Here is a 25,389-nt window from a genome sequence, read left to right on the forward strand (position 1 = left end):
GCGAGCGCCAGCAGACGCCGCTGGCCAAGAACATGCCACTGAGCGCGGAACGCTGCAAGCAGCATGGCCCAAAACTGAGGTTAAAAAACAAACGCCCGCTTGCGTAGCGGGCGTTGGCATTCCAGGCAGCGGGCAGGCTGCCTTCAGGGGATGTTTCTTGTTCAAGCGTGCTTCACGGGGATGATGGTCACTTTTCGCCGCGGTTCGCGCCCCACGCTTTCAGTGGTCACCCGCGGGTCATCGCGCAGGGCAATGTGGATGATGCGGCGCTCGTTGGCAGGCATCGGCTCCATGGAAACCCGGCGACCGGTGCGGGCCGCCTGTTCGGCCATCCGCTTTGCCATGCGCCGCAGTTGCTCTTCGCGGCGCCTGCGGTAATGCTCAACATCCACAATCACCGTGACGGTACGCCCCAGTTCTTTGCCCACGATGAGGCGCGTAATGAACTGCAGGGCGTTGAGGCGCTCGGCACGCCGCCCAATGAGGATGCTGAGGTCATGGCCGCTGATGTCAACCAAGACCGGGGGGCGATGGCCTTTTTCAGCCTCGCCATAGCGAGCCGTGACTTCGGCGCGCACGCCCATTTTCTCCAGCAATTCGGCCACGGTTTCCTGCGCAACCCGCAAAGTGCGGTCGCCATCGGCAGCGGCTGCTGCAGGCCGCTTCGAGGGGGCAGCAGGCGCTTTACCTCGGGAAGATTTCCCACGGCGGCTGCGCGTCCGCTGCTGGGGCGGGCGGGCTTCCGAAGGTGCCGCCGGCCGGGGTTGGGGCGCCCGGCGAGCGGGCTGCGGTTGCGGCGCGGGTGCAGGCGCCGAAGGGGCTTCGGGCGGGGCTTTCACTACCAAACGCACCCGGGCATCTCGGTGCCCCAAGAGGCCGAACAACCCCCGCCCGCCGCGGTCAAGAATTTCGACTTCTACGGCTTCCAGCGGCAGGCCCAACTGGGCCAGACCTTTGGCTACGGCCTCGTCCACGGTCGGAGCAATCACTTCCAAAGTCGTACGCGCTTGTTCGTGCATAAGAGCCTCGCTTTCTCACAAAGTGCCGGTGGGCGGGCCAAGGGCCAGGCTTCCTGCTATCTGAAACTAAATATCTTCTTCATATCCAGTTTGCCCATCATAGCGTATTGACCAATCGTTGCCAGGTTACTGATGAGGAAGTACAGCCCTAAACCCGAAGGGAATGTCAGTGTGAGGTAGAAGAGGAAAAGGGGCATGTAAATGGTCATCATCTGCCCCATCATCGCGCCCTGCTGCCCGCTGCCCGAGGTGGGCGTCATGATTTTCGACTGGATGTAGGAAGTAATGCCGACCAGAATTGCCAACGTGGGAATACCAAAAGGAAGCCCCGGAATGTGCAGCCATTCGGGCCGCCCCAAATCCATCCACAGGAAGTGGCTGTTGAGCGGGATGAGTTTGGCAGTGTCGAAAATCGGGTAGATGTGATTGTGGAGGTCGATCAGTTCAATGGGAGCGTGCGCCAGCCCTTTGATGACGGCATAGTACAACCCGAAGAGCACCCCAAACTGCACCACCGTAGGCAGGCACGAGGCAAAGGGGTTGACGCCAAGTTCCTTGTAAAGGCGCATTTGCTCCTGCGCCAGTTTCTCTTTGTCGTTCTTGTATTTTTCCTGGATTTTCTTCCAGCGGGGGTCCTGCTGGAGTTTTTGCATTGCCTCCGCCCCCTCAAGTTGCTGCTTGGTGAGAGGGTACACCAACAAGCGGATGAGCAAGGTGAAGACAATGATCGCCAGGCCAAAATTGTGGCCTACCAGGTTGTAGATCCACAACAGGCTGTTGAGCATGGGGTCAATGACAAGCGTATTCCACATAGTGCGTTCCGTTTCGCCTCAGAGGGGGATAAAAAGCCGCCGCAGCGGCACACGGTGCTACTTCTGTTCCGTAGCCGTTTTGAGTGCAGCCTCGGCATCCTTTACCGAAAGCGTCCATTGGGTTTTCCCATCAGGCGTGAAGGCCAGCACCAGTTCATCACCTTTGTAGGGAGCGACAAACACTAAGCCATCCCCCGCCACGGGCGAGGCATAAAGTTTGCCCTGCACCGTGTGCTGCCAGAGCGGCTTACCATCGGGCGTGAAGGCCAGCACGAGGTTGTTTTCGGTCGTGAAGTAAACCGTGCCATCCATCACAAGGGGGCGGCCTACAATCGCGCCATCGGGGCTTTCCGTCCAGGCAGTTTCGCCATCCTGGGCACGGAGTGCAAAAAACTTGCCAGTAATATCACCCACGTAGAGCATGCCGTCGGCATAAGCCGGCGCGCTCCAGACCCACCCCGCCGTTTTGGCCTTCCACAGCACTTTACCGTCCTCGGCGTTGAGGGCCACGACGTCGTTGGCAAAAGTGCCAACATAGAGCACCCCATCCACCAGCGTCGGCTGGGAAGCCAAAGCGCCGCCGAGGTCCACATCCCACACCAGCGAGCCATCGGCAGCGTTCACGGCATAGAGGTGGTGCCCCAGGGAAGGCACATACAGGCGTGTGCCGTCAAAGGCCGGCGTTCCCCACAGGGGCTGCCCATCGGCCCGGAAGACCCACTTCTGATGGCCCTTCAAGTCCAGCGCGTAGAGGGAACCATCGGCATTAGGGGCATAAATGGCATCTTGCGTTACCAGCGGCGAAGCCACATAATGGCTTTGAGCACCGCTGAATTTCCAGAGCAAGTCGCCCCCGGAAAGGCCGTAAAGCGCCCCGCTATAATCGCCCACAACCACCACACTATGGTCGGGGGCCACGGCCGGTGCAGCATAGGCACTGAACGATTTGCCTTCCCCACGGAATGCCCAGCGAAAAACCCCGGTTTTGGCATTGAGGGCATACACCGCTGGGCCGGCAGCCACATACACCGTCTCTTCGTCCACACTGACGCCCGGCCAACTATTAGCCCCCAAACGGGAGCCACAAGCACTGAGCGCCAACACGGCAGCCAGGGACACAATCAGCAACAACCAGCGTTTCTTCAAATTTCTCTCCATAAGGATACTCTTAGGGAACGGGGTCGTACCCGCCCGGGTTGAATGGATTGCAGCGCAACACCCGCCAGATCGCCATCAGCCCCCCCTTGATGACACCATATTTGTAAATGGCCTCATAGCCATAATGCGAGCAGGTGGGGTAGAAGCGGCAAGTGTTGGGCGGCAAAGTCTTCGCCAAAGTCATTTGATACAGCCGCACCAACAACAACAGCGCCAGCCGCGGCCAATAGTTGGGGGTACGCGGCAAAGCTCCCAACGGCGAAGGGTCGGGGTTGGGAGGACGCAACGAGAAGTCAAAGGCCTCGTGGTCGTGCGGGTGCGTATGCGTATGGCTCATAAGGAATCCGACGAAGCGGCGTCGGGCTGGTCAGCAAGCAGTCCCGCCCGCTGCAACAGGCTCACCACCGCAGCACGGATGGCGGCGAAAGGGGCATCGGCCATCGGCTTGCGGGCAATCAACATCAGGTCATAGCCTGGAGGCAAAAGCGGCACAAGGGGGCGCATAATTTCGCGCAAGCGGCGCTTGGCTCGGTTCCGTTGCACCGCCTTCCCCACGCTGCGGCCCGCCGCCACCCCCACGCGCACCTGTGGCAGGCCGTTGGGCGCCACAATCAATACGACCAGCGGGTGGGCGTAAGCCTTTCCTTCACGCCGCACCCGCTGAAAATCCGAGTTCTTCCTCAGGCGAAACCTGCGATTCACAGCATTGCCGCAGCCGGGCAGGCAGCCGACGCTTAGGCTTTCCAGTTGATCCGCTTGACGTGATTGTTCATTTTGACCGTCAGGCGATGGCGGCCCTTCAAACGGCGGCGCTTGAGCACCAACCGACCGCCCCGCGTGGCCATGCGGGCGCGGAAACCGTGCCGTCGCAGGCGACGGCGGATTTTAGGTTGATAAGTCCTCTTCGGCATCGTTCTCCCTCGCGACAAGATTTCAGCCCACAGGCTGAGAACAGGCAAACAAAAGCCTCCCCATCCAGGCGGATGGGGCAGTGCGGGGGGATTATACCGCAACCTCGGCGTTTGGTCAAAGCAAAAATGATATACTTCACCCAACCCTCACCACCCAACACACGCTCATGCCTTCCTCAAATCGCCCTCGTTGGATTGACCTCCGCCACGACCTTCCCGGCATTGCCGACCTGCTTTCCACGGCCTTTGCCGAGCGGCTGGACGAGGACGGCCACGCCGCCCTCCGTCAGTTGCGCCGCATCGCCCGCAGCCGCAGCGCCCAGCGCGCCTATGCCGCCCGTGAAATTCCCGGCGCGCCGCTTTATGGCTTCGTGTGGGAAGCCGATGGGCGCATCGTGGGCAACGTCAGCCTGATCCCTCTCCAGGCCAAACCCAAGCAATACCTGATTGTCAACGTCGCTGTGCATCCGGCCTACCGGCGGCAGGGCATCGCCGCCGCGCTGATGCAGGCCACCCTCCGCCATGCCCGCCAGCGCGGGGCGCAGGCCGTGTGGCTTCAGGTGGAAACCTGGAACAAGGGCGCTATCGCCCTCTATCACCGTCTGGGCTTCACCGACCGCGACGTCGTAACCCTGTGGAAAGCCCAGCCCGATGCACAGGCCACCGCGCCCACCTTGCCGGGCATCCGCGTGCATTCCCGACTCACTCGCCGCAGGGAATGGCCGCAAGTGAAAGCATGGTTGCAGACCATCTATCCCGCGGAACGGGCATGGCACAGGCCGTTGGCTTCATGGCGAGGGCTGGCCCCCGGCTGGCGCGGCTTCGCGTGGCGCTTGTTGCACCCTTTGTCTTTCCGCATGTGGGTTGCTACCCGCTCAAAGCGGCTGCTGGGCACGGCAGCATGGCTTCCCACCGGCGGCTCGCCCACCGATGCTTTCCTGCTGGCCGCCCCTCCCGACCTGCCCCCTGCCGAAGTTGCCGCTCTCCTCGCCCCACTCCGCCGCCATGCCCCTCGCCCTCTGCGCGGCGAACTTCCCCAGGGCTTCCTCGCCGAAGGGTTGAGCGCCGCGGGTTTCGAGGCCAAGCGGCATTTGCTGTGGATGAAATGGGCACCGCTTATAGAAAGTTAACCCAGGCGTGCTACAATGAAAACAGACACAACCGGGCCGCTCCAACGGCCTTCCCCGCTACCAAGGAGGCTTCCCCATGCGCATCACCTTCCACGGCGCTGCCCGTACCGTCACTGGCTCTCGCCACCTGCTGGAAATCAACGGCAAACGTGTGTTACTGGACTGCGGCCTCTACCAGGGCCGCCGCAAGGAAACCTACGAGCGCAATCTGCATTTCGGCTTCGACCCGCGCAGCATCGACGCGGTGGTGCTTTCCCACGCGCACATCGACCACAGCGGCAACCTGCCCCTCTTAGTCAAAAACGGCTATGAGGGGCCAATTTTTGCCACTTCGGCCACGGCGCACCTCGCCAACATCATGCTGCTCGATTCCGGCCACATTCAGGAATCCGACGTCAAATACCTGAACAAAAAGCGCCGCCGCAAGGGCCTGCCGCCCGTAGACCCGCTCTACACCATCGAAGACGCCGCCCGGGTAGCCGAACACTTCATCTCCATGCCCTACAACTACACTTTCGAAGTCGTGCCGGGCGTGCGCGCCAAATTCGTGGATGCCGGGCACATCCTCGGCTCGGCAGCCATCGTGCTCGACCTGGAAGAAAAGGGCCGCAAGGTGCGGCTCTGGTTTTCCGGCGACATTGGCCGCCGCCACATTCCCATCCTGCGCGACCCGGTGCTGCCCGACCGCGCCGATTACCTGCTGATGGAATCCACCTACGGCGACAAGCCCCACCGCGACGTGCAGGAAGCCTTCCAGGAACTGCGCGATGTCGTGCGGCGCACCGTCAAGCGCGGCGGCAAGGTCATCGTGCCTTCCTTTGCCGTTGGCCGCACCCAGGAACTCGTTTACGCCCTCCACCGCATGATCGAAAGCGGCGATATTCCCGAAATTCCCATCATCGTCGATAGCCCCCTGGCCGTGAACGCCTCGGAAATCTATCACGCGCACCAGGAATGCTACAATGAGGAAGCCCGCAAAATGCTGCTGCGGGGCGACGACGTCCTCGGCTTTGGGCGTGTGACCTATATCCGCTCGGTGGAAGATTCCAAAGCCCTCAACGACCGCACCGACCCGATGGTCATCCTTTCGGCTTCGGGCATGGCCGAAACAGGGCGCATTCTGCACCACCTGAAAAACAACATCGGGAATCCGCTCAACACGGTGCTCATCGTGTCGTGGCAGGCGCCCTACACCTTAGGCCGCCGCCTGGCCGACCGCGAGCCGGTAGTGCGCATTTTCGGCGAGGAATATCGCGTGCGTGCCGAAGTCGCCACCATCAACGGCTTTTCGGCGCACGCCGGCCGCAACGCCCTCATCAATTATGCCCTGCGCCTCAAAGGGCAGGCCAAGCGGGTGTTCATCGTCCACGGCGAGCCGCGCGGCGCCGAGCCGCTCATCGAAGCCCTGCGCGAGCACGGCATGAAAGTGGAATACCCCAACCTGAACGACAGTTTCACCCTCTGAAAAAGCAGCAGCCATCGCCAGGATGGCTGTTGTTTTCCCAATCCCCTCATCGGAGGTTCGTATGTCTCCCATTCGCACCATCATCATGGGCGCCGCGGGGCGCGATTTCCACAACTTCAACGTTTTCTTCCGCGACAACCCCGACTACGAAGTCGTGGCCTTCACCGCGACTCAGATTCCCAACATCGAAGGCCGCACCTACCCGCCCGAACTGGCAGGCAAGCAGTACCCCAAAGGCATCCCGATTTACCCGGAAAGCGAACTGTCACGCCTTATCAAGGAACTCAAGGTTGACCAGGTGGTCTTCGCTTACAGCGACGTGCCCCACGAGTATGTGATGCACAAAGCCTCGGAAGTCATCGCCGCCGGGGCCGATTTCCGGCTGATGGGGCTGGAAAGCACCTTAGTCGAGTCGTCCAAGCCGGTGGTTTCCATCGGCGCGGTGCGCACCGGCTGCGGCAAAAGCCAGACCACACGACGGGTTTCCCTGATTTTGCGCGACATGGGCTACAAAGTCGCCGTCATCCGCCACCCCATGCCCTACGGCAACCTGGCCGAGCAGGCCGTGCAGCGCTTCGCCACTTACGAAGACCTGGACAAGTACAAGTGCACCATCGAAGAGCGCGAGGAATACGAACCGCACTTAGACAACGGCATGATCGTCTTCGCCGGCGTGGACTACGAAGCCATTTTGCGCCAGGCCGAGAAAGAGGCCGACATCATCCTCTGGGACGGCGGCAACAACGACATCCCGTTCTACAAGAGCGATTTTCACATCGTGGTGGCCGACCCGCACCGCCCCGGTCACGAGATGAAGTATCACCCCGGCGAAGCCAACGCCCGCATGGCCGACCTCTTCATCATCAACAAGGTCGATACCGCCGACCCCGACGCGGTGCTGGAAGTGCGCGAGAACCTGCACGCCCTCAACCCCGACGCGCCGATCCTGGAAGCCGCCTCGCCCATCTTCGTGGACGACCCGGCGGCCATCCGCGGCAAGCGGGTGCTGGTGGTGGAAGACGGTCCCACCCTGACCCACGGCGGCATGGCCTACGGCGCGGGCTGGGTAGCGGCCAAGCGCTTCGGTGCGGCGGAAATCGTGGACCCGCGCCCCTACGCGGTCGGCTCGATCCGCGACACCTACGCCAAATACCCCACCACGGGCGCGGTGCTGCCCGCGATGGGCTACGGCGAAACCCAAATCCGCGAACTGGAAGAAACCATCAACAGCGCCGATGCCGACCTGGTGATCATCGGCACGCCAATTGACCTGCGGCGCGTGATGAAAATCGACAAGCCCAGCGACCGCGTGCGCTACGAATTGCAGGTCATCGGCACGCCGACGCTGGAAGACCTGCTGAAAGAGCGCTTCGGCCACTAACCCACCTTTATTAAACCCTCTCTCGAAATTCCTGGCTCGACGGCTTGCTCCTCACCTTTCCAACCAAGACGGGGAGCAAGCCTTTGTTTGTCCAGAGTGCACGCAAAATCTGTAGAAACGTCCGTCAGATGGTGAAAACGCCCTCTCCCCTCAAGCCGCCCGCTGAGCGAAGTCGAAGGGGTGTGGCTTTCTCGCCTCTCCCCGGAGGAGGAAAAAAGGCGAGCGTCGCGAGCCAAAGGGGGGTAAAGGCGAAACAACGCTTCTACGACATTTGCCGCACCCGTTTGTCCATCGCCTTTCTTTATGTGAGTTTTTTCATGTTAGAATGAAGCCGCCCCCTCACGGGAAAGCATTACACCGTACACAAAGCACAAAGTCTTGGGGGCTATTTTATCCGCTCGCAAGGAGGAAAACGATGAATATGTGGCAAGAATTCAAGGCTTTCGTCGCACGCGGCAACGTCATCGACATGGCTGTAGGTATTGTCATCGGGGCAGCGTTTGGCAAAATCGTCAGTTCCTTTGTCAACGACATCCTCATGCCCCCCATTGGCCTGGCGTTGGGAGGTATGGATTTTTCCAACCTTGCCATCACCCTCAAAGCCGCCAGCGGCGACACACCCGCCGTCGTATTACGTTACGGCAATTTCATCCAAACTACGGTCGATTTTCTTATCATCGCTTTAGCCATTTTCCTGATGATCAAAGGACTCAACGCCCTCAAACAGCCGGGAGAAGCCCCTGAAGAGGAAACCCCCGCGCCACCTCCCCCAGAAGTCGCTCTTTTGGAAGAAATCCGCGACTTGTTGAAACAACAGCGCTAAAAACTTCTTCTCACACAAAGGGTAAACCGTGCTTTCAGAGGCTCCTCTTCCCGAAAACTACCGCGCTGGCTTCGTTGCCCTGGCCGGACGCCCCAACGTCGGCAAATCGACCCTGATGAACGCCCTGTTGGGGCAGAAAATCGCCGCGGTCTCCCCCCGGCCGCAGACCACCCGCAAGCGCCAGTTGGGCATCTTTACCACCGAGCGCGGCCAAATCGTCTTCGTGGACGCACCCGGCATCCACAAGCCCCGCCACAAACTCGGCGAGGCAATGAACTACGAGGCGCTTTCCACCTGGGACGACGTCGACCTCATCCTCTTCATGGTCGATGGCTCCAACCTCCCCCACCCCGAAGACCGCCTGGTGGCCGAATTCCTGCAGCAGACCGCCAAAGACCTGCCGGTGCTCATCGTTTTCAACAAGGTGGACCTCACCCCGAAAGACCGGCTGGAAGCCTACCAGGCCATGTATCGCGAACTGCTGCCGGAAGCCCCGCTCATCCCGATTTCAGCACTCACCGGCGAAGGGCTGGACACGCTGCTGGACGCGATTTTCAAGCAGCTGCCCGTCAGCCCGCCCTACTACGACGAAGAAACCCTCACCGACCTCACCGAGCGGGAAATCGCCGCCGACCTGATTCGGGAAGCCGCGCTGCTGCACCTGCGCGACGAAGTGCCCCACGCCCTCGCGGTGCGCATCGACGAATTCAAGGAACGCGGTGAGCACGGCGCGTACATCGCGGCCACCCTGTTCGTGGAACGCGACTCCCAAAAGGGCATCGTCATCGGCAAGGGCGGGGCGATGCTGAAGAAAATTGGCAGCACGGCGCGGCAGTCCATCGAAGCCATGAGCGGGCGCAAAGTGTTTCTCGACCTGCGGGTGAAGGTGCGCAAGAACTGGCGCAACGACGCCAGCACCCTGCGCTGGTTCGGCTTCCGCCTGCCGCCTGCAAAGAAGGAGCGCTGACCATGTGGACGACCTGGCTGGGCGCGGCCATCGCCATCGCTCTGTGGGACTGGTTCGCGGTGGCACTTTCCCGCCGCCGAATGGGCTATTTCACCAAACCGGCCGTCATCGTGGCGTTGTTGGGGGCGGTGCTGGCCGCTTCGGCATCCCTCGGCAGCCCCACCCCGCTGCTCTCGTGGGTGGTGGTGGCGCTGGTTTTCTCGCTCGCGGGCGATGTCTTCCTCATGCTCCCCCGGGAACGCTTCACGTGGGGGCTGGGGGCCTTCCTGCTGGCGCACGTGGCTTACCTGATTGCTTTCAACCTTACCGCCCCCGCCTTCACAGCCTGGACTGCTGGCCTTGCTATTGGTGTAGGCATGCTCGCGGGCAAATTCTACGAGCGGTTGATCACCGCCTTGAACGCGTCGGGCAAAGGCTTCCTGAAAAAGCCCGTTGCGGCCTACACCCTCGCCATCAGCCTGATGGTGCTCTCCGCGCTCATGCTGCCCTTCCGCACCGACATCCCTCGCAGCGGGGCGCTGGCCGTGGCCGTCGGGGCAGTGCTCTTTTTCGCCTCCGACGGCGTGCTGGCCTGGAACCGCTTTGTGCGGCCCATTCCACACGGCAGGCTGTTCACCCGCATCCTCTACCATGTGGGGCAAATCGCCATCGTGCTCGGCGTCATCGTCATCGTCGGCGCCCCGCTGCCTTCCTGAAAAGCCATGATATAATGGATAAAAGCAGTCAACATGCCCATGGGGGCACCCTTCGTCTTTTCATCCTTTCAAGGAGCAAGAAATTATGGCTAAATTGGAAGCAATCGAAGGCATTGGCGACGTCTATGCCGGGAAACTACGCGCCGCGGGTGTGCGCGGCACCAACGACCTGTTGAAAAAAGGCAGCACCAAGCAGGGGCGGCAGGCTCTTGCCGAGCTGGCCGGCGTGAGCGAAAAACTGGTGCTCGAATGGGTCAACCATGCCGACCTGTTCCGCATCAAGGGCATTGGGCCCGAGTACGCCGACCTGCTGGAAGAAGCCGGGGTAGACACCGTGGTGGAACTCGCCCAGCGCAACCCCGACAACCTCTACGCCAAACTGGTCGAGGTCAACAAAGCAAAGAAACTGGTGCGCCGCCTGCCCACGCAAAACATGGTGAAGGCGTGGATCGCCCAGGCCAAAGAATTGCCGCGCATCATCCAGTACTAACCCATTTGCCTCAACGTATTCCGGGGGGCGCGCTTGCGCCCCCCGCCGCACGTCTGGAGTGCCGATGAACGACACCCTGCCCAGAAAACATCGCGGGGCTATCCGCCGCGGGCGCGGCAAACTTGAGATCGACCCCCGGCAACTGGCCGAAATCTGGCTGCGCCAGCAACGGGAAGGCAAGGGCCTGATTGGCGGTGACCCCACGCGCCGCCCCCGCTGGAAACACCCCGCGCCGCCTGAACCCGCCCCCTGGTATCGCCACGGGCTGGCTTCCCCGGCACACACTCAAAGGCTATACGAATTCCTCGCTGCCGCCCCCCTGGAAGTGGAAATCGGTGCGGGCGACGGGCGCTTCATCATCGCCTGGGCACAGCGCCATCCCCAGCACCATTTCCTCGCCTTTGAGGTGCGCTGGAAGTACACTCACCGCATGTATGAGCGGGCGCGAAAACGCGGCCTCACCAACCTTTGGGTGAGCGACAACGACGCCCGCGTCGTCATCCCCGACGTGCTGCCCGACGCAAGCGTCGAAGTCTTCCACATCCTGATGCCCGATCCGTGGTGGAAGCCCAAACACCAGGCCAAGCGGCTGCTTGCGCCGTGGTTCATCGGCATCCTGGCGCGCAAACTCAAGCCAGGCGGCATTCTGCGGGTGGAAACCGACGTGGAAGGCTACCCCGAATTTGTGGAAACCTTAGTGGCTGCCGAGCCTCTTTTTGCCCCCCACAACCCCGCGCTGGAAGCCCGCTTTGCCGACGCGCCCCTCACCACCCGGCAAATCTGGTGCCGCGACCACGGCGTGCCGGTTTATCGGCTGTTTTTCCAACGCAAGGAAACCACCACCGGTCACGCCGAGTGACCAAGCCGCCCGGCCTGACCGGTGGAAAGCGCGCTACGCTGACGCCGTCGGGCCTTCCGACGAAGCAGCATCAACCACCACACTCTCGCCGTGGCCTTTGCCGCGGTGCTGCTGCGAGAATTCCCACAACACCAGCAGCACTGCCCCAAAGCCCAGTGCCTCTGCCAGAAAGCCAGGGATCCACCCCACACAAGGGATGATATTCAACAGCCCCGCCACCAACGTCAACAAGAAAGTGCCCACCGCGCCGCTCACAGCAGGGTGCCAGGCCACATGGCCTACCTCCGCCAGCCGGTCGCCAAGCAACAGGCCCAACACCAGCCAGCCATACAGCCCCAAAGCAGCCACCGCTACGGCCATAACCAAAGCCAACGGCAAAAGCAGCAACGTAATCGCCATAGCCAGCAGCACCACAGGCAACAGCGCCGCCGCCAACAGCCCCACACCACCGGCTACGAGCGGCGCTTTTTCAATTTCCTCGATGACCTTGCGCGAGGGCCCCTCAAGGAACAGGAACAACATCGCGGCCAACACTGCCAGCGCCAGCGCATAGAACACCGCCAGCATGCCCCGCCACAGCCAGCGAGCCAGGAAATTCACCGCCCCGATGGGGGCACTGTGCGCGTGTTGCCACGGCCAAAAGAACGCATGCTGCGGCCCTTCCATAAAAATGCGTACCTGCGCCCCCGACATCATCTGAACGCCACCGCTGACGACATGCACCTTGCCTTTGACTACTGCGTTTCGCTCGAAGTGAACCTTGCCCCCAATCAGCCGCACGTCGCCGTCTACCTGCCCGTCTATCCACGCCTCTCCGCCGGTGACGGTGACGTTCCCCTTCACTGTCCCCTTCATCACCAGCGTGCCGCCGATGACTTTCGCGTCGCCTGTCACCACCGCCTGCGGGGCAACGGTTGCCTTCCCGCCGATCACCGTGAGGTCGCCTTGCAGTATCTGGCCCGGTGGGAGGGTGTATTCTCCGCCCCAAACCACTTTGCCTTCCTGCGGGCTTCGTGCCCACGCCGGAGAAGTCCCTAATGCTGCAACTGCCAGCAGGAAAACCACCAGCAACCCGATGCGCCATTCTGTCTTGCGCATGACACCCTCCTTGAAGGTATCGAAACACCGATTTTCTTATACCTCATCATACCACGAACGGAAGCCCTCGCCCAACGCCTCCGCTGCGTGTCCTATCACCATGAAGGCTTTGGGGTCGGCTTCCCGTACCAGGGCTTTGAGGGGGCCAACCTCGGCGCGCGTCACCACGCAGTAGAGCACCGTGCGCTTGCGGCCGGTATAGGCGCCGCGGGCATCCAGCAGCGTCACGCCCCGGTTGAGATGTTGCAAAATGCTCGCTGCCACATCGGCTGGTCGCTCACTTACAATTAACGCCGTGCGCACCACGTTGGAGCCTTCCGTCACGGCCTCGGCAGCTACTCCGGCAATGTAAAGCGTGACGATGGCATACAGCGCCTGGTCCCATCCAAAGGAAACGCCCGCGAGCAACATCACCGCAGCGTCTGAAAAGAGGTAACTCTGGGAAATTGGAATGTGTCGCCAGCGGGTGAGAATGCGGGCGAGGATGTCGGTGCCGCCGCTGGTGCCGCGGCCGCGGTAAATCAACCCGGCCCCCAGGCCGCCAATCACGCCACCGTAAAGCACATTCAGCATCGGGTCAGCCGTCAGGCCGTGGGCGGGCAAAAACGGCGCGAGGCCATCGACCAGCACCGAAAAGAGCACCGTGGTCACCGCGGTCCGCACGGCAAAGCGCGCCCCGCCGAGAAAACGCCACCCCAGCGCAAAAAGGGGGATGTTGAAAACAAGGGTTAGCGCGCCAATTGGCCAGCCGGTGTAGTAGTTGATGATTTGCGCCAGGCCGCTCACCCCGCCCGCAGCAAGATGCGCGGGCACGAGGAACAAATCCAGCGAAAGCGCCAGTAACAACGCTCCCACGGCAAGGTAAGCGTAATCACGCACGTTCCGCCATGAAAAAACGGCTTTGAAATTCACGGTCACGGGGGCACCTCGAGGATTGGCGTTTAGTCGTTTAGTCAGGTAGTCGTTTGGTCATTTCGTCGAGTCGTCGGGGGGTCGGTTCGTCAGTGCACCGGTTGGGCAGGTAGTCACCGCAGACTTGACAAAGCCTGCAATATCCTCCATAACGGTTCCAAAACGGAACCGCGACGGAGGCTTTCCATGCCCACACTCACGATTAAAAACATTCCCAACGAGCTCTATGCCCAACTCAAACGCCGCGCCGAAATCAACCGGCGCAGCCTGAACAGCGAAGTCATCGTCTGCCTGGAATATGCTATCCGCAGTCACAAAATTGCCCCAGAAGCGTATGTGGAAAGGGCGCGGCAGTTACGCGAAAAAACAGCCCATTATCTTATCACCGATGAGGCATTCAACGCCGCCAAACGGGAAGGCCGACCATGATCGTCGTTGATACAAATATCATCGGCTATCTGTACTTGCACAGCCCGCGCTCATCCCAAGCAGAACAAGCCCTTTTCAAGGATTCCACATGGGCCGCGCCCATTCTCTGGCAAAGCGAGTTTAGAAACGTGCTGGCGCAATATCTTAGAAAGCGCCTCTTGTCTTTCGAAGATGCCGTGCGCATCATGGAAGAGGCCACCCGCCTGATGGCGGGCCGGGAGTATGCAGTGGCCTCCATGGCTGTTCTGGCACTGGTCAACACCAGTTCGTGTTCCACATACGACTGCGAATTCGTGGCTTTGGCCAAAGACCTGAAAGTGCCTCTGGTGACGGTAGACAAACAAATTCTGCGGGAATTCCCAAACATCGCGGTTTCGCTGGATGCCTTTGTGGGGCAGTCATTTGGTCAGGCAGTCGTTTAGTCAGGTCGTTGGGTGGTCAGGCGGAGGCATTGCAAAACATCTGGGCATCCAGACATCCGGGCATCCGAACACGCCCCACACATCTGGGCTCACAATGCGGGTTAAGCATACCCGAAGATGCGTTACAATAGAAGCATGGAAGTGCAAATTGCCGTTGCCAAAGTCAAAAAATACGCCACCTCGGAAAGCGGCGACACGCTGGAAGTGGTGGAACGTCCCAACGGCGGCCTTTCGGTAGTATTGGCCGACGGGCAAAGTTCCGGCCGCGGCGCCAAGCGGGTTTCCAACATGGTGGTGCGGAAGGTCATCAGCCTGCTGGCGGAAGGCGTGCGCGACGGCGCCGCCGCCCGGGCGGCTTCTGACTACCTCTTCACCGAGCGGCAGGGGCGGGTGCAGGCCACCCTCAACATCCTCTCCGCCGATCTGCAGACCCGTACCCTGGTTGTCACGCGCAACAACCCCGCGCCGGTGCTGGTGCGCGCCGGAGGCCGCCTGCACCACCTGGATGAGGAAAGCATCCCCGTGGGCATCTACCGCGGCACCAGGCCGGTGGTCACTGAACTGCCGCTGGAAGTCGGGATGACCGTTATCATGTTCACCGACGGCATGGTGCACGCGGGCGCCCGGTATGGCCGTCACCTCGACCTGGAAACCACCCTCCACGCGCTCTTTGCCACCGCTGAGGAAGACAACGAAGGCACCCCCTTGCCGCCGCCCGCTGAAACCCTCGCTGAAGCGCTGTTGCAAAAAGCCATGCGGCTGGACGAAGGCCGTCCCACCGACGACATCAGCGTTGTGGTGCTTCAAGTCGTACCCCATCAAGAAGACGTGCGCGTCCGCCGCATGTTGGTGCGCCTGCCATTATAGCAAGCGCCCCTCTGCCCCAACGGGAAGACGCCATGAAACAGCCGCTTGTCGGCATCGTCGGCCCGTGTGCCGCGGGCAAAAGCACGCTCATCCAGAACCTGGCTGGGCGTGGCTACCGTCTGAAACACATTGCCCAAGAGCACTCCTACGTCCCCGACATGTGGCAACGGCTCACCCAGCCCGACGTGCTGGTCTTTCTCGACGTCTCTTTCGAGGAATCCAACCGCCGCCGCCCCATGCCGTGGCGCAAAGCCGACTACCTGGAACAACAGCACCGCCTGCGCCACGCCCGCGAACACGCCGACTTCTACCTGCTCACCGACGGCCTCACGCCGGAAGAAGTCGCCGCACGGGTCAAAGCCTTCCTGAAAGATTATCTTGGCAACAGCAGGAGCTCTACGGGAACGTAACGGGCTCCGAAAGATAATGCTTGTCTGTCAAGCGGTCCCAAAGGTCCACAACCACGCGATGGGGGATTCCCGCGCTTTCCTTGAGGGGAAGTTCCAACGTTCGCAACTCTTCCGGTGAGCGCGCGCCACATCCATGAGAAATTTCTTCCATCGTATCGGCGCGGCGGAAAATCACCCATAGCCGATTGGGGCGCTGACCACAAGGCGGCACCCCTTTGGTGATCTTGAAAAGTTCAGGGGGGAAATCCTGCCAGTTGACCAGGTCGAACCAGTAAAGTTTCGTGCCTTCCACAGCACTATTCGTCACGTGTGAAAAGCGAACAACCGGCGCAGGCAAGACCAGATCGCTTTCAGCAGAGGGGGACGTGGGCGGCGGTGGCGCCTCAGGCACCTGAGCCGTCACCTCGACCGTCACCACGATCTCACCACCGGCATTTGCCAGCGTGCCGCCTTCGCAGTGGAAGGGTGTCCAATCGTCCATGGTGAAATGGCCTTCCCGCCACTGTTGAAGCATCGCCGCCAAATCGCTGCCCTGCCCGGTGCAAGCGCCCGATGGCCCAGCCTGTAATTGCTGCTCTTCAGCCATCTTTCGCTGGGCCTCGATTTCCTCGTCGCTCATGCCGCTGGCGCGCATTTGCTGCCGGGCTTCTTCGCTGTAATCCACCGAGGCTTCCACCGTAGCAACATCAAAAGCACACTCTCCCTGGTCGTTCAGGCCGTGGATATCAAACTGCAGCGCGATGTGCACGAGTGCGCCGAAAAGGTCGAGTTGCGTCACGTAGCGCCCTGTCGCGGGCTTGCACGCCTTAGCGGCCTGAATGAGGCAATCCATGTCTTCCCCACAATCCTGCACTGCCGGTGTGCCTGCCGAAGCAGCAGGCGAGGCCGTAAGCAGCGCGACCGTCGCGGCGGCACTCGTCACCACCACCGGCGTGTCCAACGCATTGCTCGACGACGATGAGGGCAAATTGCATGCCAGCACGAATACCAGCGCGCATACCAGTGCGCCCCATAAAACCAGCCTCTCTTTCATTGCCAGCCTCCCGCTCTTTCCCTTGCCGACGCGAACACTTTAAATAAATTGTACAACAGGGTGCAATATCCTCGCTCCGCCGCAAGCGGTTGTTTGATATAATTGCACTACTCGACAAACACTCGCGGCGCGCCCGACGGCGCGCCTTCCTTATGATGGAACCTCATGCCCGTAACCGCTTCGCTTTCCCCCCAGATTATCCAAAGCCGCCTGGCGCGCATTCTGCCCACCGTCACCCGCCCCGGTCGCTACACTGGCGGCGAACACAACCAGGTGGTCAAAGATTGGGCGCGCATCGCCACCAAAGTGGCCTTCGTCTTCCCCGACATCTACGACCTCGGCATGTCCAACCTCGGGCTGGCCATCCTCTACGACCAGGTCAACCGCCGCCCCGACGCCCTCGCCGAGCGCGCCTATGCCCCCTGGCCTGACATGGAAGCCGCCATGCGCGCCGCGGGCATTCCCCTTTACAGCCTGGAAACCAAGCACCCGCTGGCCGATTTCGACATCATCGGCTTCACCCTGCCCTCGGAAACTCTCTACACCAACGTGCTCACCGTGCTGGACCTCGCGGGCATTCCCCTGCTGAGTGAGGAACGCACCGCCGAGCACCCGCTGGTCATCGCGGGCGGGCACGCGACCTTCAACCCCGAACCCATGGCCGCGTTCATCGACGCCTTTGCCATCGGGGAAGGCGAAGAGGTCATCCACGACATCATCGAAACCTACCAGGCCTGGCAACGGGCAGGCACGGGGCGCGACGACCTGCTCGACCGCCTTTCCCGCCTGTGGGGCGTGTACGTGCCTTCCCGCTACCGCGCCCGCTACGACGAGGAAGGCAACTTCCAGGGCACCGAACCCGTGGCCGAGGGCGTGCCGCGGCAGGTGCTCAAGCGCATCGTGCCTGAACTGCCGCCGCCGCCCACCCGCCTCGTCGTGCCTTACATCGACACCGTCCACAACCGGCTGGCCATCGAAATCATGCGCGGCTGCACCCGCGGCTGCCGCTACTGCCAGGCGGGCATGGTTACCCGCCCGATTCGCGAGCGCACTGTGGAAGAAATCGTCACCGCCATCGAAGAAGGGCTTGCCGCCACCGGCTTCGACGAAGTGGGCTTGCTTTCCCTTTCTTCCACCGACTACAGCCACGCGCTGGAACTGGTGCAGGAAGTCAACCGCCGCTTCAGCCATCGCGGCATCAGCATCTCCCTGCCGTCTTCCCGCATCGAAACCTTCACCGTGGAACTGATGGATTCCCTGGAACTCACCCGCCGCAGCGGTTTCACCCTGGCGCCCGAAGCGGGCAGCGAGCGCCTGCGGAACATCATCAACAAGCCCATCCCCACCGACCACCTGCTGGAAATCGCGGGTGAAATTTACAGCCGCGGCTGGACGCGCATCAAACTCTACTTCATGATCGGTCTGCCCCACGAAACGCTGGAAGACGTCCAGGCCATCGCCGACCTGGCGCACGCGGTGCTGCGGGAAGGCCGCAAGCGCATTGGCCGCCGCGCGCAGGTGCACGTTGGCGTGAGCACATTCGTGCCCAAGGTCAACACCCCCTTCCAGTGGTCGCCCGCGGACACCGAAGAAAGCATTCGCGCCAAACAGCGCCTGCTGCGCCGCGCGCTGCGGGGGCGGGGCTTCAAACTCAGCCTCAACCACCCCCACGAAACCCTGCTGGAAGCCTGGCTTTCTCGCGGCGACCGCCGGATGAGTGAAGTCATCTACCGCGCCTGGCAGCGCGGTGCGAAATTCGACGCGTGGCGCGAGCATTTCATTTACGAACACTGGCTGGAAGCCTTTCGCGAGGTCGGGCTCTCGCCGTGGGAAGTCGTCCACCGCCCCATCCCCCTCGACGCCCCCCTGCCGTGGGAACACATTAACCCGGTGGTGAGCAAACGCTTCCTCGCCTTAGACTACCACTGGAGCGAAGAAGGCCGCACCCGCGACGACTGCCGCAACCAATGCTACGCGTGCGGCATTTTGCCGACGTTCAACGACATCCGCCGCGCCCACCCCGGCGACGTGTGGAAATGCCCGGAAGTCAAACCACGGCGGAACGCCGAAACCACTTTTGTCACCTGAGCCGCGGATAAGCGCCCTTCGACGACTGCCCTCGCTGGCGCTCGCGCTTCCGCTCAGGACGCTCCGCAGCATTCCGGATACCCATCATGCCCAAGCGTTTCTCTCATCTCTTCACGGCCGTTTTTCTGTTGGCTGCCCTGGTAAGCGGCTGCACCTTTGCCACGCTGGGCGGTACGCCGCTGCCCACGCCCATTCCTGCCAACGCCCTTCCCACGGTCATTGCCCTGACCGCCCAGGCGCTGGCATCCCCCACCCCGCCAGCCTCCGCCACCGCTCCCGCCGCCACGCCTTCCCCCACCGCTTCGCCGACGCCCCCACTGCCCGCAGGCAGCCCCACCCCCACGCCCTTCCCGCTCACGCTGCCGACCATCACCCCCACCCCACAGCCTCCCCTGCACACCCTCGGTACCGGCTACGGCGTGCTGCAAATTCTCTACCCCGGGCAGGATTCGCGCGTGATCTCGCCCATCCGGCTGCGCCTTGCCGTGCAAACCGGCTACACCGATGCTGTGCGGGTGGAACTGCTGGGCGAAAACGGTCGCCTGCTTTACCGCCGCCTGCTGCGCCTGGGCGATGACCAGCCGCCTCACGGCTTGCTGACCTTCGCGCTGGAAATTCCCTTTGAAGTGCGCGGCGAGGCCGAAATGGCGCGCTTGCAGGTGCTCGCCAACGATGCCTATGGCCGCCCGCTCTTCCAAAACGCCATTCAGCTGACCCTGCTCAAAGAAGGCCAGCCGCAAATCAACTACCACGCCGCCGACCGCAGCCCTATCGTGTTCCAAACCCCGCTCTCCCACCAAACCATCGCGGGGGGGCAGGTGGTCGTGGTCGGCAAAGCATTGCGGCGCGCCGATGCAATCGAAGCCCTGCTGGTCAATACGGCCGGGAAAGTGGTCGTCTATCAGGTGGCGCCCCTGGGCACCGCCGACGCCGACGGCTACGCCCCCTTTGCCTTCCACATTCCCTACAAGGTGACCGAAACGACCCGTGTGCGGCTGGTGGTGCGCGAAAACGCCACCACGCCCCCCGGCGTGCTCTACCTCAACAGCCTGCCGCTGACCCTTACCCCCTAAGCGGGCTTGCTCAGCCCGCCCGGCAGCGGTTCCCCGCAAACCCTCGCCAAGGGTTCCCCTACCCTACCCCTGACGAACATCGGAGTACCTCATGCCCTCGCTTCCCCCTGAGACGACCCCTGCTGAAGAAACCTGGCGCGCGCTGGACCCCAACGCCACGCTGCGCCACCTCGCGACTTCACCCGAAGGCCTGACCACCAGCGAAGCCCGCCGACGCCTGGTGCGCTACGGCCCCAATCAACTCGCCGAAGCCCCGCCGCCCTCCTTTTGGAGCAAACTCTGGGAGCAGTTCAACAACTTCGTGGTGTGGCTGCTCATCGTGGCCGCGGTGGTTTCCGCAGCCCTGGGCGATTGGGTGGAAGCCGCCGCGATCATGGCCATCGTCATCCTCAACGCCGTGCTGGGGCTGGTGCAGGAATCGCGCGCTGAGCAGGCATTAGCCAAACTGCGCCAAATGGCCGCGCCAGAAGCCCACGTCATCCGCGATGGGCGTCGGCAGGTGGTGCCTGCGCGCGAGGTCGTGCCGGGCGATATCGTATTGCTGGAAGCCGGCAACTACGTGCCTGCCGACGTCCGTTTGCTGGAATCGGTCAATCTGCGCATTGACGAATCCGCGCTCACCGGCGAATCCTCGCCCGTCACCAAAGACGCGACCATCGTCATCCGCGACAACGTGCCCGTGGGCGACCAGAAAAACATGGCCTTCATGGGCACGGTGGTTTCCTATGGCCGAGGCCGCGGCGTGGTGGTCAGCACCGGCATGCGAACCCAACTGGGCATGATTGCCCAAATGCTCCATGCGGTGGAAATCGAACCCACGCCGTTGCAAAAGCGCCTCGACGAGTTGGGGCGCACCCTGGGCTGGGGCGCGCTGGCCGTCTGTGGGCTGGTGTTCGTGGTCGGCTGGGCACGCGGCTTCAACCCGCTGGATATGTTCCTCATTGCCGTCAGCCTGGCAATTGCCGCGGTGCCCGAAGGGCTTCCCGCCGTGGTGACCATCAGCCTGGCGTTGGGGATGCGCGAAATGGTCAAACGCCACGCGCTCATCCGCCGCCTGGCCTCGGTGGAAACCCTCGGCTCTACCACCGTCATCTGCTCCGACAAAACCGGCACCCTCACCCAAAACGAAATGACCGCCACCCGCCTTTGGGTAGACGGCCGCACTTTTGAAATCACTGGCCAGGGCTATGCGCCCGAAGGCGAATTCCTTTTAGAAGACAAGCCCATCGAGCCGTGGAAATACCCGGCGCTGACCACCGCGCTCTGGATTGCCGCGCTGAACAACGACGCCCTGCTGGAAACCTCTGGCGCCTCCGACATGCGCCAGACCTTCCGGGTGGTGGGCGACCCGACGGAAGGCGCGTTAGTGGTCGCGGCGGCCAAGGCCGGGGCTTTCAAAGAAGCCCTGGAAGAGGACTACCCGCGGGTGCAGGAAATCCCCTTCGATTCAGCACGCAAGCGCATGGTCACGATTCATGCCATCCGCGAACCCCACCCCGACGATGCCTCGCCGTTCACCACCGAAAAGGTCAGCGGCTACGCGGTCACCGTCAAAGGCGCGCCCGATGTGGTGCTGGGGCTGTGCAGCCGCTACCAACGGCTGGACGACGTTTCCGAACCCCTCACCCCCGCCATGCGGGAAGCCATCATGCGCGCCAACGACGAACTCACCGGCCAGGCGCTGCGGGTGCTGGCGGTGGCCTACAAAGTCATCCCCGACCTGCCGGAAGACCTCGACCCCGATGCCATCGAAAGCGACCTGATTTTCGTCGGCCTGTTCGGGATGATCGACCCCCCGCGCCCCGAAGTGATTCCCGCGCTGGCGAAGGCGCAACACGCGGGCATCCGCACGGTGATGATCACCGGCGACTACCCCAACACCGCCCGTGCCATCGCCGAGCGCATTGGCCTGTTGCGTCCCGGCCACAAAGTGCTTACCGGCGCACAACTCGATGCCCTCCCCGCCGAAGCCTGGCCGCAAGCCGTGGAAGAGGCCGATGTGTTTGCCCGCGTTTCGCCCGAGCACAAACTGCGCCTGGTAGAAGCACTGCAGGCCGATGGCGAAGTGGTGGCCATGACCGGCGACGGCGTGAACGATGCCCCCGCCATCAAGAAGGCCGACATTGGCATTGCGATGGGCATCACCGGCACCGACGTGGCGAAAGAAACCGCCGACATGGTGCTCACCGACGACAACTACGCCAGCATTGTCGCCGCCATCGAGCAAGGGCGGGTAATTTACAGCAACATCCGCAAATTCGTCTATTACCTGCTTTCCTGCAACCTGGCCGAAATTGCGGTCATCTTCCTGGCCACGCTGGCCGGGCTGCCTTCCCCCCTGACGGCCATTCAACTGCTCTGGCTCAACCTGATCACCGACGGCGCACCAGCCCTGGCCTTAGGCGTGGAAAAAGGCGACCCCGACATCATGGACCGCCCTCCCCGCCCGCCGGATGAGCCCATCATCAACAGGCCCATGTGGCTGGGGATCACCGTTCAAACCATCGCCATCACCGGCGTGACGCTGGGCGCTTATGCCATTGGCTTGCACGTGCACCCCAACCAGCCCGAATTTGCTGAAACGATGGCCTTCGCGACCCTCTCCTTCTCGGAACTGCTGCGAGCCTTCACTGCCCGCTCGGAACGCTACCCCATCCTCAAAATCGGGCTGTTCAGCAACCGCTCGATGAACCTGGCCTTCCTGACCTCGGCGTTGTTGCTGCTGGCGGTGATCTACGTGCCGGGGCTGAACACCGTGTTCAACGCAGTGCCCTTGGGCTGGACGCAGTGGCGGTTGATGCTGCCGCTGCTGGCGCTGCCCGCGGTGGCCGCGGAACTCACCAAAACCTACCTGCGGTGGCGAGAAAAGCATTGAGCCCCGCAGCAGTGCAGCCGCCGCTGGTGGTGTGCCTGCACGGCTTCTTAGGCACCGGCCGCGACTGGGAAGCGGTGGCGGCTGCCCTGGAGGGCCGCGCCCGCTGCCTCACCCCCGACTTGCCCGGCCACGGGAAAACGCCCCTCACGCCCGGCACCCAATCCTACGCGGCGTGGGCGCAATGGCTGGCCGAGTGGCTCGATGCCCGCGGCCTGCCCGCCGTTGCACTCGTGGGCTATTCCCTCGGCGGGCGGGTGGCCTTAGCCTTCGCGGCAGCCTTTCCTCAGCGGGTGCGCGCCCTGGCCCTGATTTCGGCCCATCCCGGCCTCACCCACGCCGCCGAGCGCCGCGCGCGGCAGCGCGCCGACCAGGCACGCGCCGCAGCCATCCGTGCCGAGGGGCTGGCGGCTTTCCTGGAAGCCTGGTATCGCCTGCCGCTGTTCGGCATGACCACCGAAGCCCGGCGACAGGCGCTCATCGCCCGCCGCAGCCAGCAGCGGCCCGCAGCCATGGCGCGCGTGATTGCCGAAATGAGTCCCGGCCGGCAGCCGCCCCTCTGGGAAGCCCTCGCCGGGCTGCCCTTTCCCGTGGCCTACATCGCCGGGGAAGACGACGCCAAATATGCCGCCCTGGCGGAAGCCATCGCCGCCCGCGCCCCACGGGTGCAGCGTTTCCTCATCCCTCGCGCCGCCCACATGGTGCCGCTGGACGCCCCACAGGCATTGGCCGACGTCTTGGCTGCTTTCCTCTCCCTTCCCCCCTTACGTACCTGAATTCCCATGAGCCCTCGCTCCAAAGGCTACCTCGCTGCGCTCACCGCCATCACCCTCTGGGCCACCACGGGCATTCTCATCCGTTACCTCGTGGCCGCTGAGGCCATGCCGCCCATGCTGCTGGCCTGGTGGCGGAATATCTTGATTTCGGCAGGGCTGGGGGTGGGGCTGGCCCTCTTCGCCCCGGCACGCTTGCGTTTCCCCGCCGGGCAAGGCGGTTTCCTGGTGGGTTACGGCTTGGTGCTGGCGCTCTTCAACGCGGTGTGGATTTTTCGGTGCAGGCCAACGGCGCGGCCGTAGCCACCGTGTTGCTTTACAGTTCGGCGGGCTTCACCGCCCTGGTGGGGCACTGGTGGTTCCGGGAAAGCCTTGGGGTGCCCAAAGCCCTGGCCATCGCCCTGAGCCTGGGGGGCTGCGTGCTGGTTTCCGGCGCTTACACGCCTGCCCAGTGGCACCTTCACGCCCCAGGGCTGGCGTTGGGGCTGGCTTCCGGCCTGATGTTTGCGGCTTACAGCCTGGGCGGGCGAGCGGCTTCCCGACGCGGGCTCGACCCGTGGACCACGCTCTTTTGGGCGTTTGGCGTGGCTTCGGTGCTCCTGGCTGGCTTCAACGCCGCGGTGGAAAGCACCGCGTGGCTGCCCCGGCTTTCCCCCTTCGGTTGGGGCATGCTGGTGGTGTTGGCGCTCTTCCCCACACTGTTGGGGTTTGTGGCCTACAACGCGGCGCTGGTCTATCTGGAAGCCAGCGTGGTCAACCTGCTCGCGACGTTAGAGCCGGTCATGACGGCCATCATGGCCGCAGCGCTGTTAGGCGAACACCTCTCGGCAATTCAGGTGGGGGGCAGCGCCTTGATCTTGCTGGGGATGGTGCTGGTGCAACTGGAACGCCCTGCAGCCGCGCCCCCTACGGCTGCACCAGCACCTTGAAGACGCCCCGACGTGCGGCGTGGGCAAATGCCTCGAGGCCGTCGGCAAGGGAATAACGGGCATCAATGAGGGGGCGGGGGTCCAGACAACCTCCCGCCAGCAACCGTAGGGCGGGGGCAAAGGGGCCACAGCGGGAACCCACGACGTGGATTTCATCGACCACCAGCGCCGACATGGGAATACGCGGCGTGCCCGCATAGGTGCTCTTGAGCACCAGCGTGCCCCGGGGGTGAACGGCTTCTTTTGCCAGCGCGAAGCCTTCAGGCGAGCCGGTGGCTTCCACCACCACATCCATGCCCCAGTGCGGCACTTCGTCTTCCCGCAGCGGCGTGACGCCATAAGGCTGCAACAGCGCCCGCTGGCGCTCGTGGCGCACTACGGCAAACACGGCTGCGCCGGTGCGCGCCAGTGTCCACGCGGCCAGTTGCCCCAGCCGACCTGCCCCCACCACCAGCACGCTATCGTCAGGGCGAATGTGCACCTGCTGCTGAACTTCCAGCGCCGCGGCCAGTGGTTCGGTAAACACCGCCATTTCATCGGGCACCTCATCGGGCACAGGGTGCAGGTTGGCTATCGGCAAGGTGGTGTATTCGGCAAACACGCCATCGCGCCCCAAAATTCCCAACACGGTGCGGTTTTCACAATGCGTGGGGCGCCCGGCAAGGCACTGGGCACAATGCCCACAAGCCGCATTGATTTCGCCCACCACGCGGCGGCCTTCCCATGCCGGGGCAGCGGGCGCTCGCACCACCTCACCCACAAATTCATGCCCC

28 protein-coding genes are annotated in these 25,389 nt (G+C 62.7%); 18 read left to right on the forward strand and 10 right to left on the reverse strand.

From position 1 onward, the window contains the following. Nucleotides 1–161 precede the first annotated feature (161 nt). Genes ENJ54_11145 through ENJ54_11170 form a run of 6 tightly spaced genes read right to left on the reverse strand, consistent with a single transcriptional unit; the run spans nt 162 to nt 3,900 of the window. The gene (locus ENJ54_11145; GenBank protein HFC10389.1) at nt 162–1,019 is read right to left on the reverse strand and encodes a hypothetical protein; all 858 of its coding nucleotides are present in this window, start codon (nt 1,017–1,019) and stop codon (nt 162–164) included. A 56-nt stretch (nt 1,020–1,075) separates the two neighbouring features. Next, entirely contained in the window at nt 1,076–1,831 is a 756-nt protein-coding gene (locus ENJ54_11150; protein ID HFC10390.1) for a YidC/Oxa1 family membrane protein insertase, read from the reverse strand. A gap of 57 nt (nt 1,832–1,888) precedes the next feature. Beyond that, entirely contained in the window at nt 1,889–2,989 is a 1,101-nt protein-coding gene (locus ENJ54_11155) for a hypothetical protein (GenBank protein HFC10391.1), read from the reverse strand. 10 nt (nt 2,990–2,999) lie between these two features. Beyond that, nucleotides 3,000–3,326: a membrane protein insertion efficiency factor YidD gene (gene yidD / locus ENJ54_11160; GenBank protein ID HFC10392.1), complete on the reverse strand. Its 327-nt coding sequence runs from the start codon at nt 3,324–3,326 to the stop codon at nt 3,000–3,002. Beyond that, entirely contained in the window at nt 3,323–3,736 is a 414-nt protein-coding gene (gene rnpA / locus ENJ54_11165; protein HFC10393.1) for a ribonuclease P protein component, read from the reverse strand. The genes yidD and rnpA overlap by 4 nt, the downstream gene beginning before the upstream one ends. Next, complete coding sequence (locus tag ENJ54_11170) at nt 3,724–3,900, reverse strand: 50S ribosomal protein L34 (GenBank protein ID HFC10394.1); 177 nt, start codon at nt 3,898–3,900, stop codon at nt 3,724–3,726. The genes rnpA and ENJ54_11170 overlap by 13 nt, the downstream gene beginning before the upstream one ends. Nucleotides 3,901–4,067: 167 nt before the next feature. Here ENJ54_11170 and ENJ54_11175 point away from each other — a divergent pair, with 167 nt between their 5' ends. From ENJ54_11175 to ENJ54_11210, 8 genes are all read left to right on the forward strand, one after another. Next, nucleotides 4,068–5,030 (forward strand): GNAT family N-acetyltransferase, encoded by a 963-nt coding sequence (locus tag ENJ54_11175; GenBank protein ID HFC10395.1) that lies wholly within the window; start codon nt 4,068–4,070, stop codon nt 5,028–5,030. A gap of 76 nt (nt 5,031–5,106) precedes the next feature. Next, nucleotides 5,107–6,495 carry an MBL fold metallo-hydrolase gene (locus ENJ54_11180; protein ID HFC10396.1) on the forward strand — a complete coding sequence of 463 codons (1,389 nt, stop codon included), beginning with the start codon at nt 5,107–5,109 and terminating at the stop codon, nt 6,493–6,495. A 61-nt stretch (nt 6,496–6,556) separates the two neighbouring features. Beyond that, a complete protein-coding gene (locus tag ENJ54_11185; GenBank protein HFC10397.1) occupies nt 6,557–7,876 on the forward strand; it encodes a GTPase in 1,320 nt (439 codons plus the stop codon). Nucleotides 7,877–8,297: 421 nt separating this feature from the next. Next, on the forward strand, nt 8,298–8,699 hold the full coding sequence (gene mscL, locus ENJ54_11190) for a large-conductance mechanosensitive channel protein MscL (protein ID HFC10398.1): 402 nt from the start codon (nt 8,298–8,300) through the stop codon (nt 8,697–8,699). 28 nt (nt 8,700–8,727) lie between these two features. Then, nucleotides 8,728–9,666 carry a GTPase Era gene (locus tag ENJ54_11195; GenBank protein ID HFC10399.1) on the forward strand — a complete coding sequence of 313 codons (939 nt, stop codon included), beginning with the start codon at nt 8,728–8,730 and terminating at the stop codon, nt 9,664–9,666. A gap of 2 nt (nt 9,667–9,668) precedes the next feature. After that, entirely contained in the window at nt 9,669–10,361 is a 693-nt protein-coding gene (locus ENJ54_11200; protein HFC10400.1) for a lysoplasmalogenase, read from the forward strand. Between the two features lie 85 nt (nt 10,362–10,446). Further along, complete coding sequence (locus ENJ54_11205) at nt 10,447–10,851, forward strand: DUF4332 domain-containing protein (protein HFC10401.1); 405 nt, start codon at nt 10,447–10,449, stop codon at nt 10,849–10,851. Nucleotides 10,852–10,915: 64 nt separating this feature from the next. Next, nucleotides 10,916–11,710: a hypothetical protein gene (locus ENJ54_11210; protein ID HFC10402.1), complete on the forward strand. Its 795-nt coding sequence runs from the start codon at nt 10,916–10,918 to the stop codon at nt 11,708–11,710. 33 nt (nt 11,711–11,743) lie between these two features. Here the strand turns inward: ENJ54_11210 and ENJ54_11215 are convergent, their stop codons facing one another. Continuing rightward, complete coding sequence (locus ENJ54_11215) at nt 11,744–12,808, reverse strand: polymer-forming cytoskeletal protein (protein HFC10403.1); 1,065 nt, start codon at nt 12,806–12,808, stop codon at nt 11,744–11,746. A gap of 36 nt (nt 12,809–12,844) precedes the next feature. Then, the gene (locus ENJ54_11220) at nt 12,845–13,726 is read right to left on the reverse strand and encodes a YitT family protein (protein HFC10404.1); all 882 of its coding nucleotides are present in this window, start codon (nt 13,724–13,726) and stop codon (nt 12,845–12,847) included. A gap of 180 nt (nt 13,727–13,906) precedes the next feature. Between ENJ54_11220 and ENJ54_11225 the strand changes: the two genes are divergently transcribed. The 4 genes from ENJ54_11225 (at nt 13,907) to ENJ54_11240 (ending at nt 15,848) form a co-directional block, all read left to right on the forward strand. Continuing rightward, nucleotides 13,907–14,149, forward strand: a complete 243-nt coding sequence (locus ENJ54_11225) for an Arc family DNA-binding protein (protein ID HFC10405.1) — start codon at nt 13,907–13,909, stop codon at nt 14,147–14,149. Further along, nucleotides 14,146–14,571 carry a PIN domain-containing protein gene (locus ENJ54_11230; protein ID HFC10406.1) on the forward strand — a complete coding sequence of 142 codons (426 nt, stop codon included), beginning with the start codon at nt 14,146–14,148 and terminating at the stop codon, nt 14,569–14,571. The genes ENJ54_11225 and ENJ54_11230 overlap by 4 nt, the downstream gene beginning before the upstream one ends. 135 nt (nt 14,572–14,706) lie before the next feature. Beyond that, entirely contained in the window at nt 14,707–15,438 is a 732-nt protein-coding gene (locus ENJ54_11235; protein ID HFC10407.1) for a serine/threonine-protein phosphatase, read from the forward strand. Between the two features lie 32 nt (nt 15,439–15,470). Further along, nucleotides 15,471–15,848 carry a hypothetical protein gene (locus tag ENJ54_11240; GenBank protein ID HFC10408.1) on the forward strand — a complete coding sequence of 126 codons (378 nt, stop codon included), beginning with the start codon at nt 15,471–15,473 and terminating at the stop codon, nt 15,846–15,848. On the opposite strand, the gene ENJ54_11245 is transcribed toward ENJ54_11240, so the two are convergent. After that, nucleotides 15,835–16,881 carry a hypothetical protein gene (locus ENJ54_11245; GenBank protein HFC10409.1) on the reverse strand — a complete coding sequence of 349 codons (1,047 nt, stop codon included), beginning with the start codon at nt 16,879–16,881 and terminating at the stop codon, nt 15,835–15,837. The two genes, ENJ54_11240 and ENJ54_11245, sit on opposite strands and share 14 nt — an antisense overlap. A gap of 165 nt (nt 16,882–17,046) precedes the next feature. Here ENJ54_11245 and ENJ54_11250 point away from each other — a divergent pair, with 165 nt between their 5' ends. The 6 genes from ENJ54_11250 to ENJ54_11275 all read left to right on the forward strand — a co-directional run bounded on the left by ENJ54_11250 (nt 17,047) and on the right by ENJ54_11275 (nt 24,616). Then, on the forward strand, nt 17,047–18,969 hold the full coding sequence (locus tag ENJ54_11250; GenBank protein HFC10410.1) for a TIGR03960 family B12-binding radical SAM protein: 1,923 nt from the start codon (nt 17,047–17,049) through the stop codon (nt 18,967–18,969). 86 nt (nt 18,970–19,055) lie between these two features. After that, nucleotides 19,056–20,042 carry a hypothetical protein gene (locus ENJ54_11255; GenBank protein ID HFC10411.1) on the forward strand — a complete coding sequence of 329 codons (987 nt, stop codon included), beginning with the start codon at nt 19,056–19,058 and terminating at the stop codon, nt 20,040–20,042. Nucleotides 20,043–20,133: 91 nt separating this feature from the next. After that, nucleotides 20,134–22,917 (forward strand): calcium-translocating P-type ATPase, SERCA-type, encoded by a 2,784-nt coding sequence (locus tag ENJ54_11260; protein ID HFC10412.1) that lies wholly within the window; start codon nt 20,134–20,136, stop codon nt 22,915–22,917. Beyond that, nucleotides 22,821–23,690: a 2-succinyl-6-hydroxy-2,4-cyclohexadiene-1-carboxylate synthase gene (gene menH / locus ENJ54_11265; GenBank protein ID HFC10413.1), complete on the forward strand. Its 870-nt coding sequence runs from the start codon at nt 22,821–22,823 to the stop codon at nt 23,688–23,690. Before ENJ54_11260 ends, menH begins: the two co-directional genes overlap by 97 nt. A 6-nt stretch (nt 23,691–23,696) precedes the next feature. Beyond that, complete coding sequence (locus tag ENJ54_11270) at nt 23,697–23,990, forward strand: hypothetical protein (GenBank protein ID HFC10414.1); 294 nt, start codon at nt 23,697–23,699, stop codon at nt 23,988–23,990. Continuing rightward, the gene (locus ENJ54_11275; protein HFC10415.1) at nt 23,954–24,616 is read left to right on the forward strand and encodes an EamA family transporter; all 663 of its coding nucleotides are present in this window, start codon (nt 23,954–23,956) and stop codon (nt 24,614–24,616) included. Before ENJ54_11270 ends, ENJ54_11275 begins: the two co-directional genes overlap by 37 nt. Here the strand turns inward: ENJ54_11275 and ENJ54_11280 are convergent. After that, nucleotides 24,594–25,389: alcohol dehydrogenase (locus ENJ54_11280; protein ID HFC10416.1), on the reverse strand; the 796-nt coding region annotated here is incomplete at its 5' end. The two genes, ENJ54_11275 and ENJ54_11280, sit on opposite strands and share 23 nt — an antisense overlap.

This window comes from Chloroflexota bacterium (assembly GCA_011322445.1).
GTDB lineage: Bacteria > Chloroflexota > Anaerolineae > Anaerolineales > DRMV01 > DRMV01.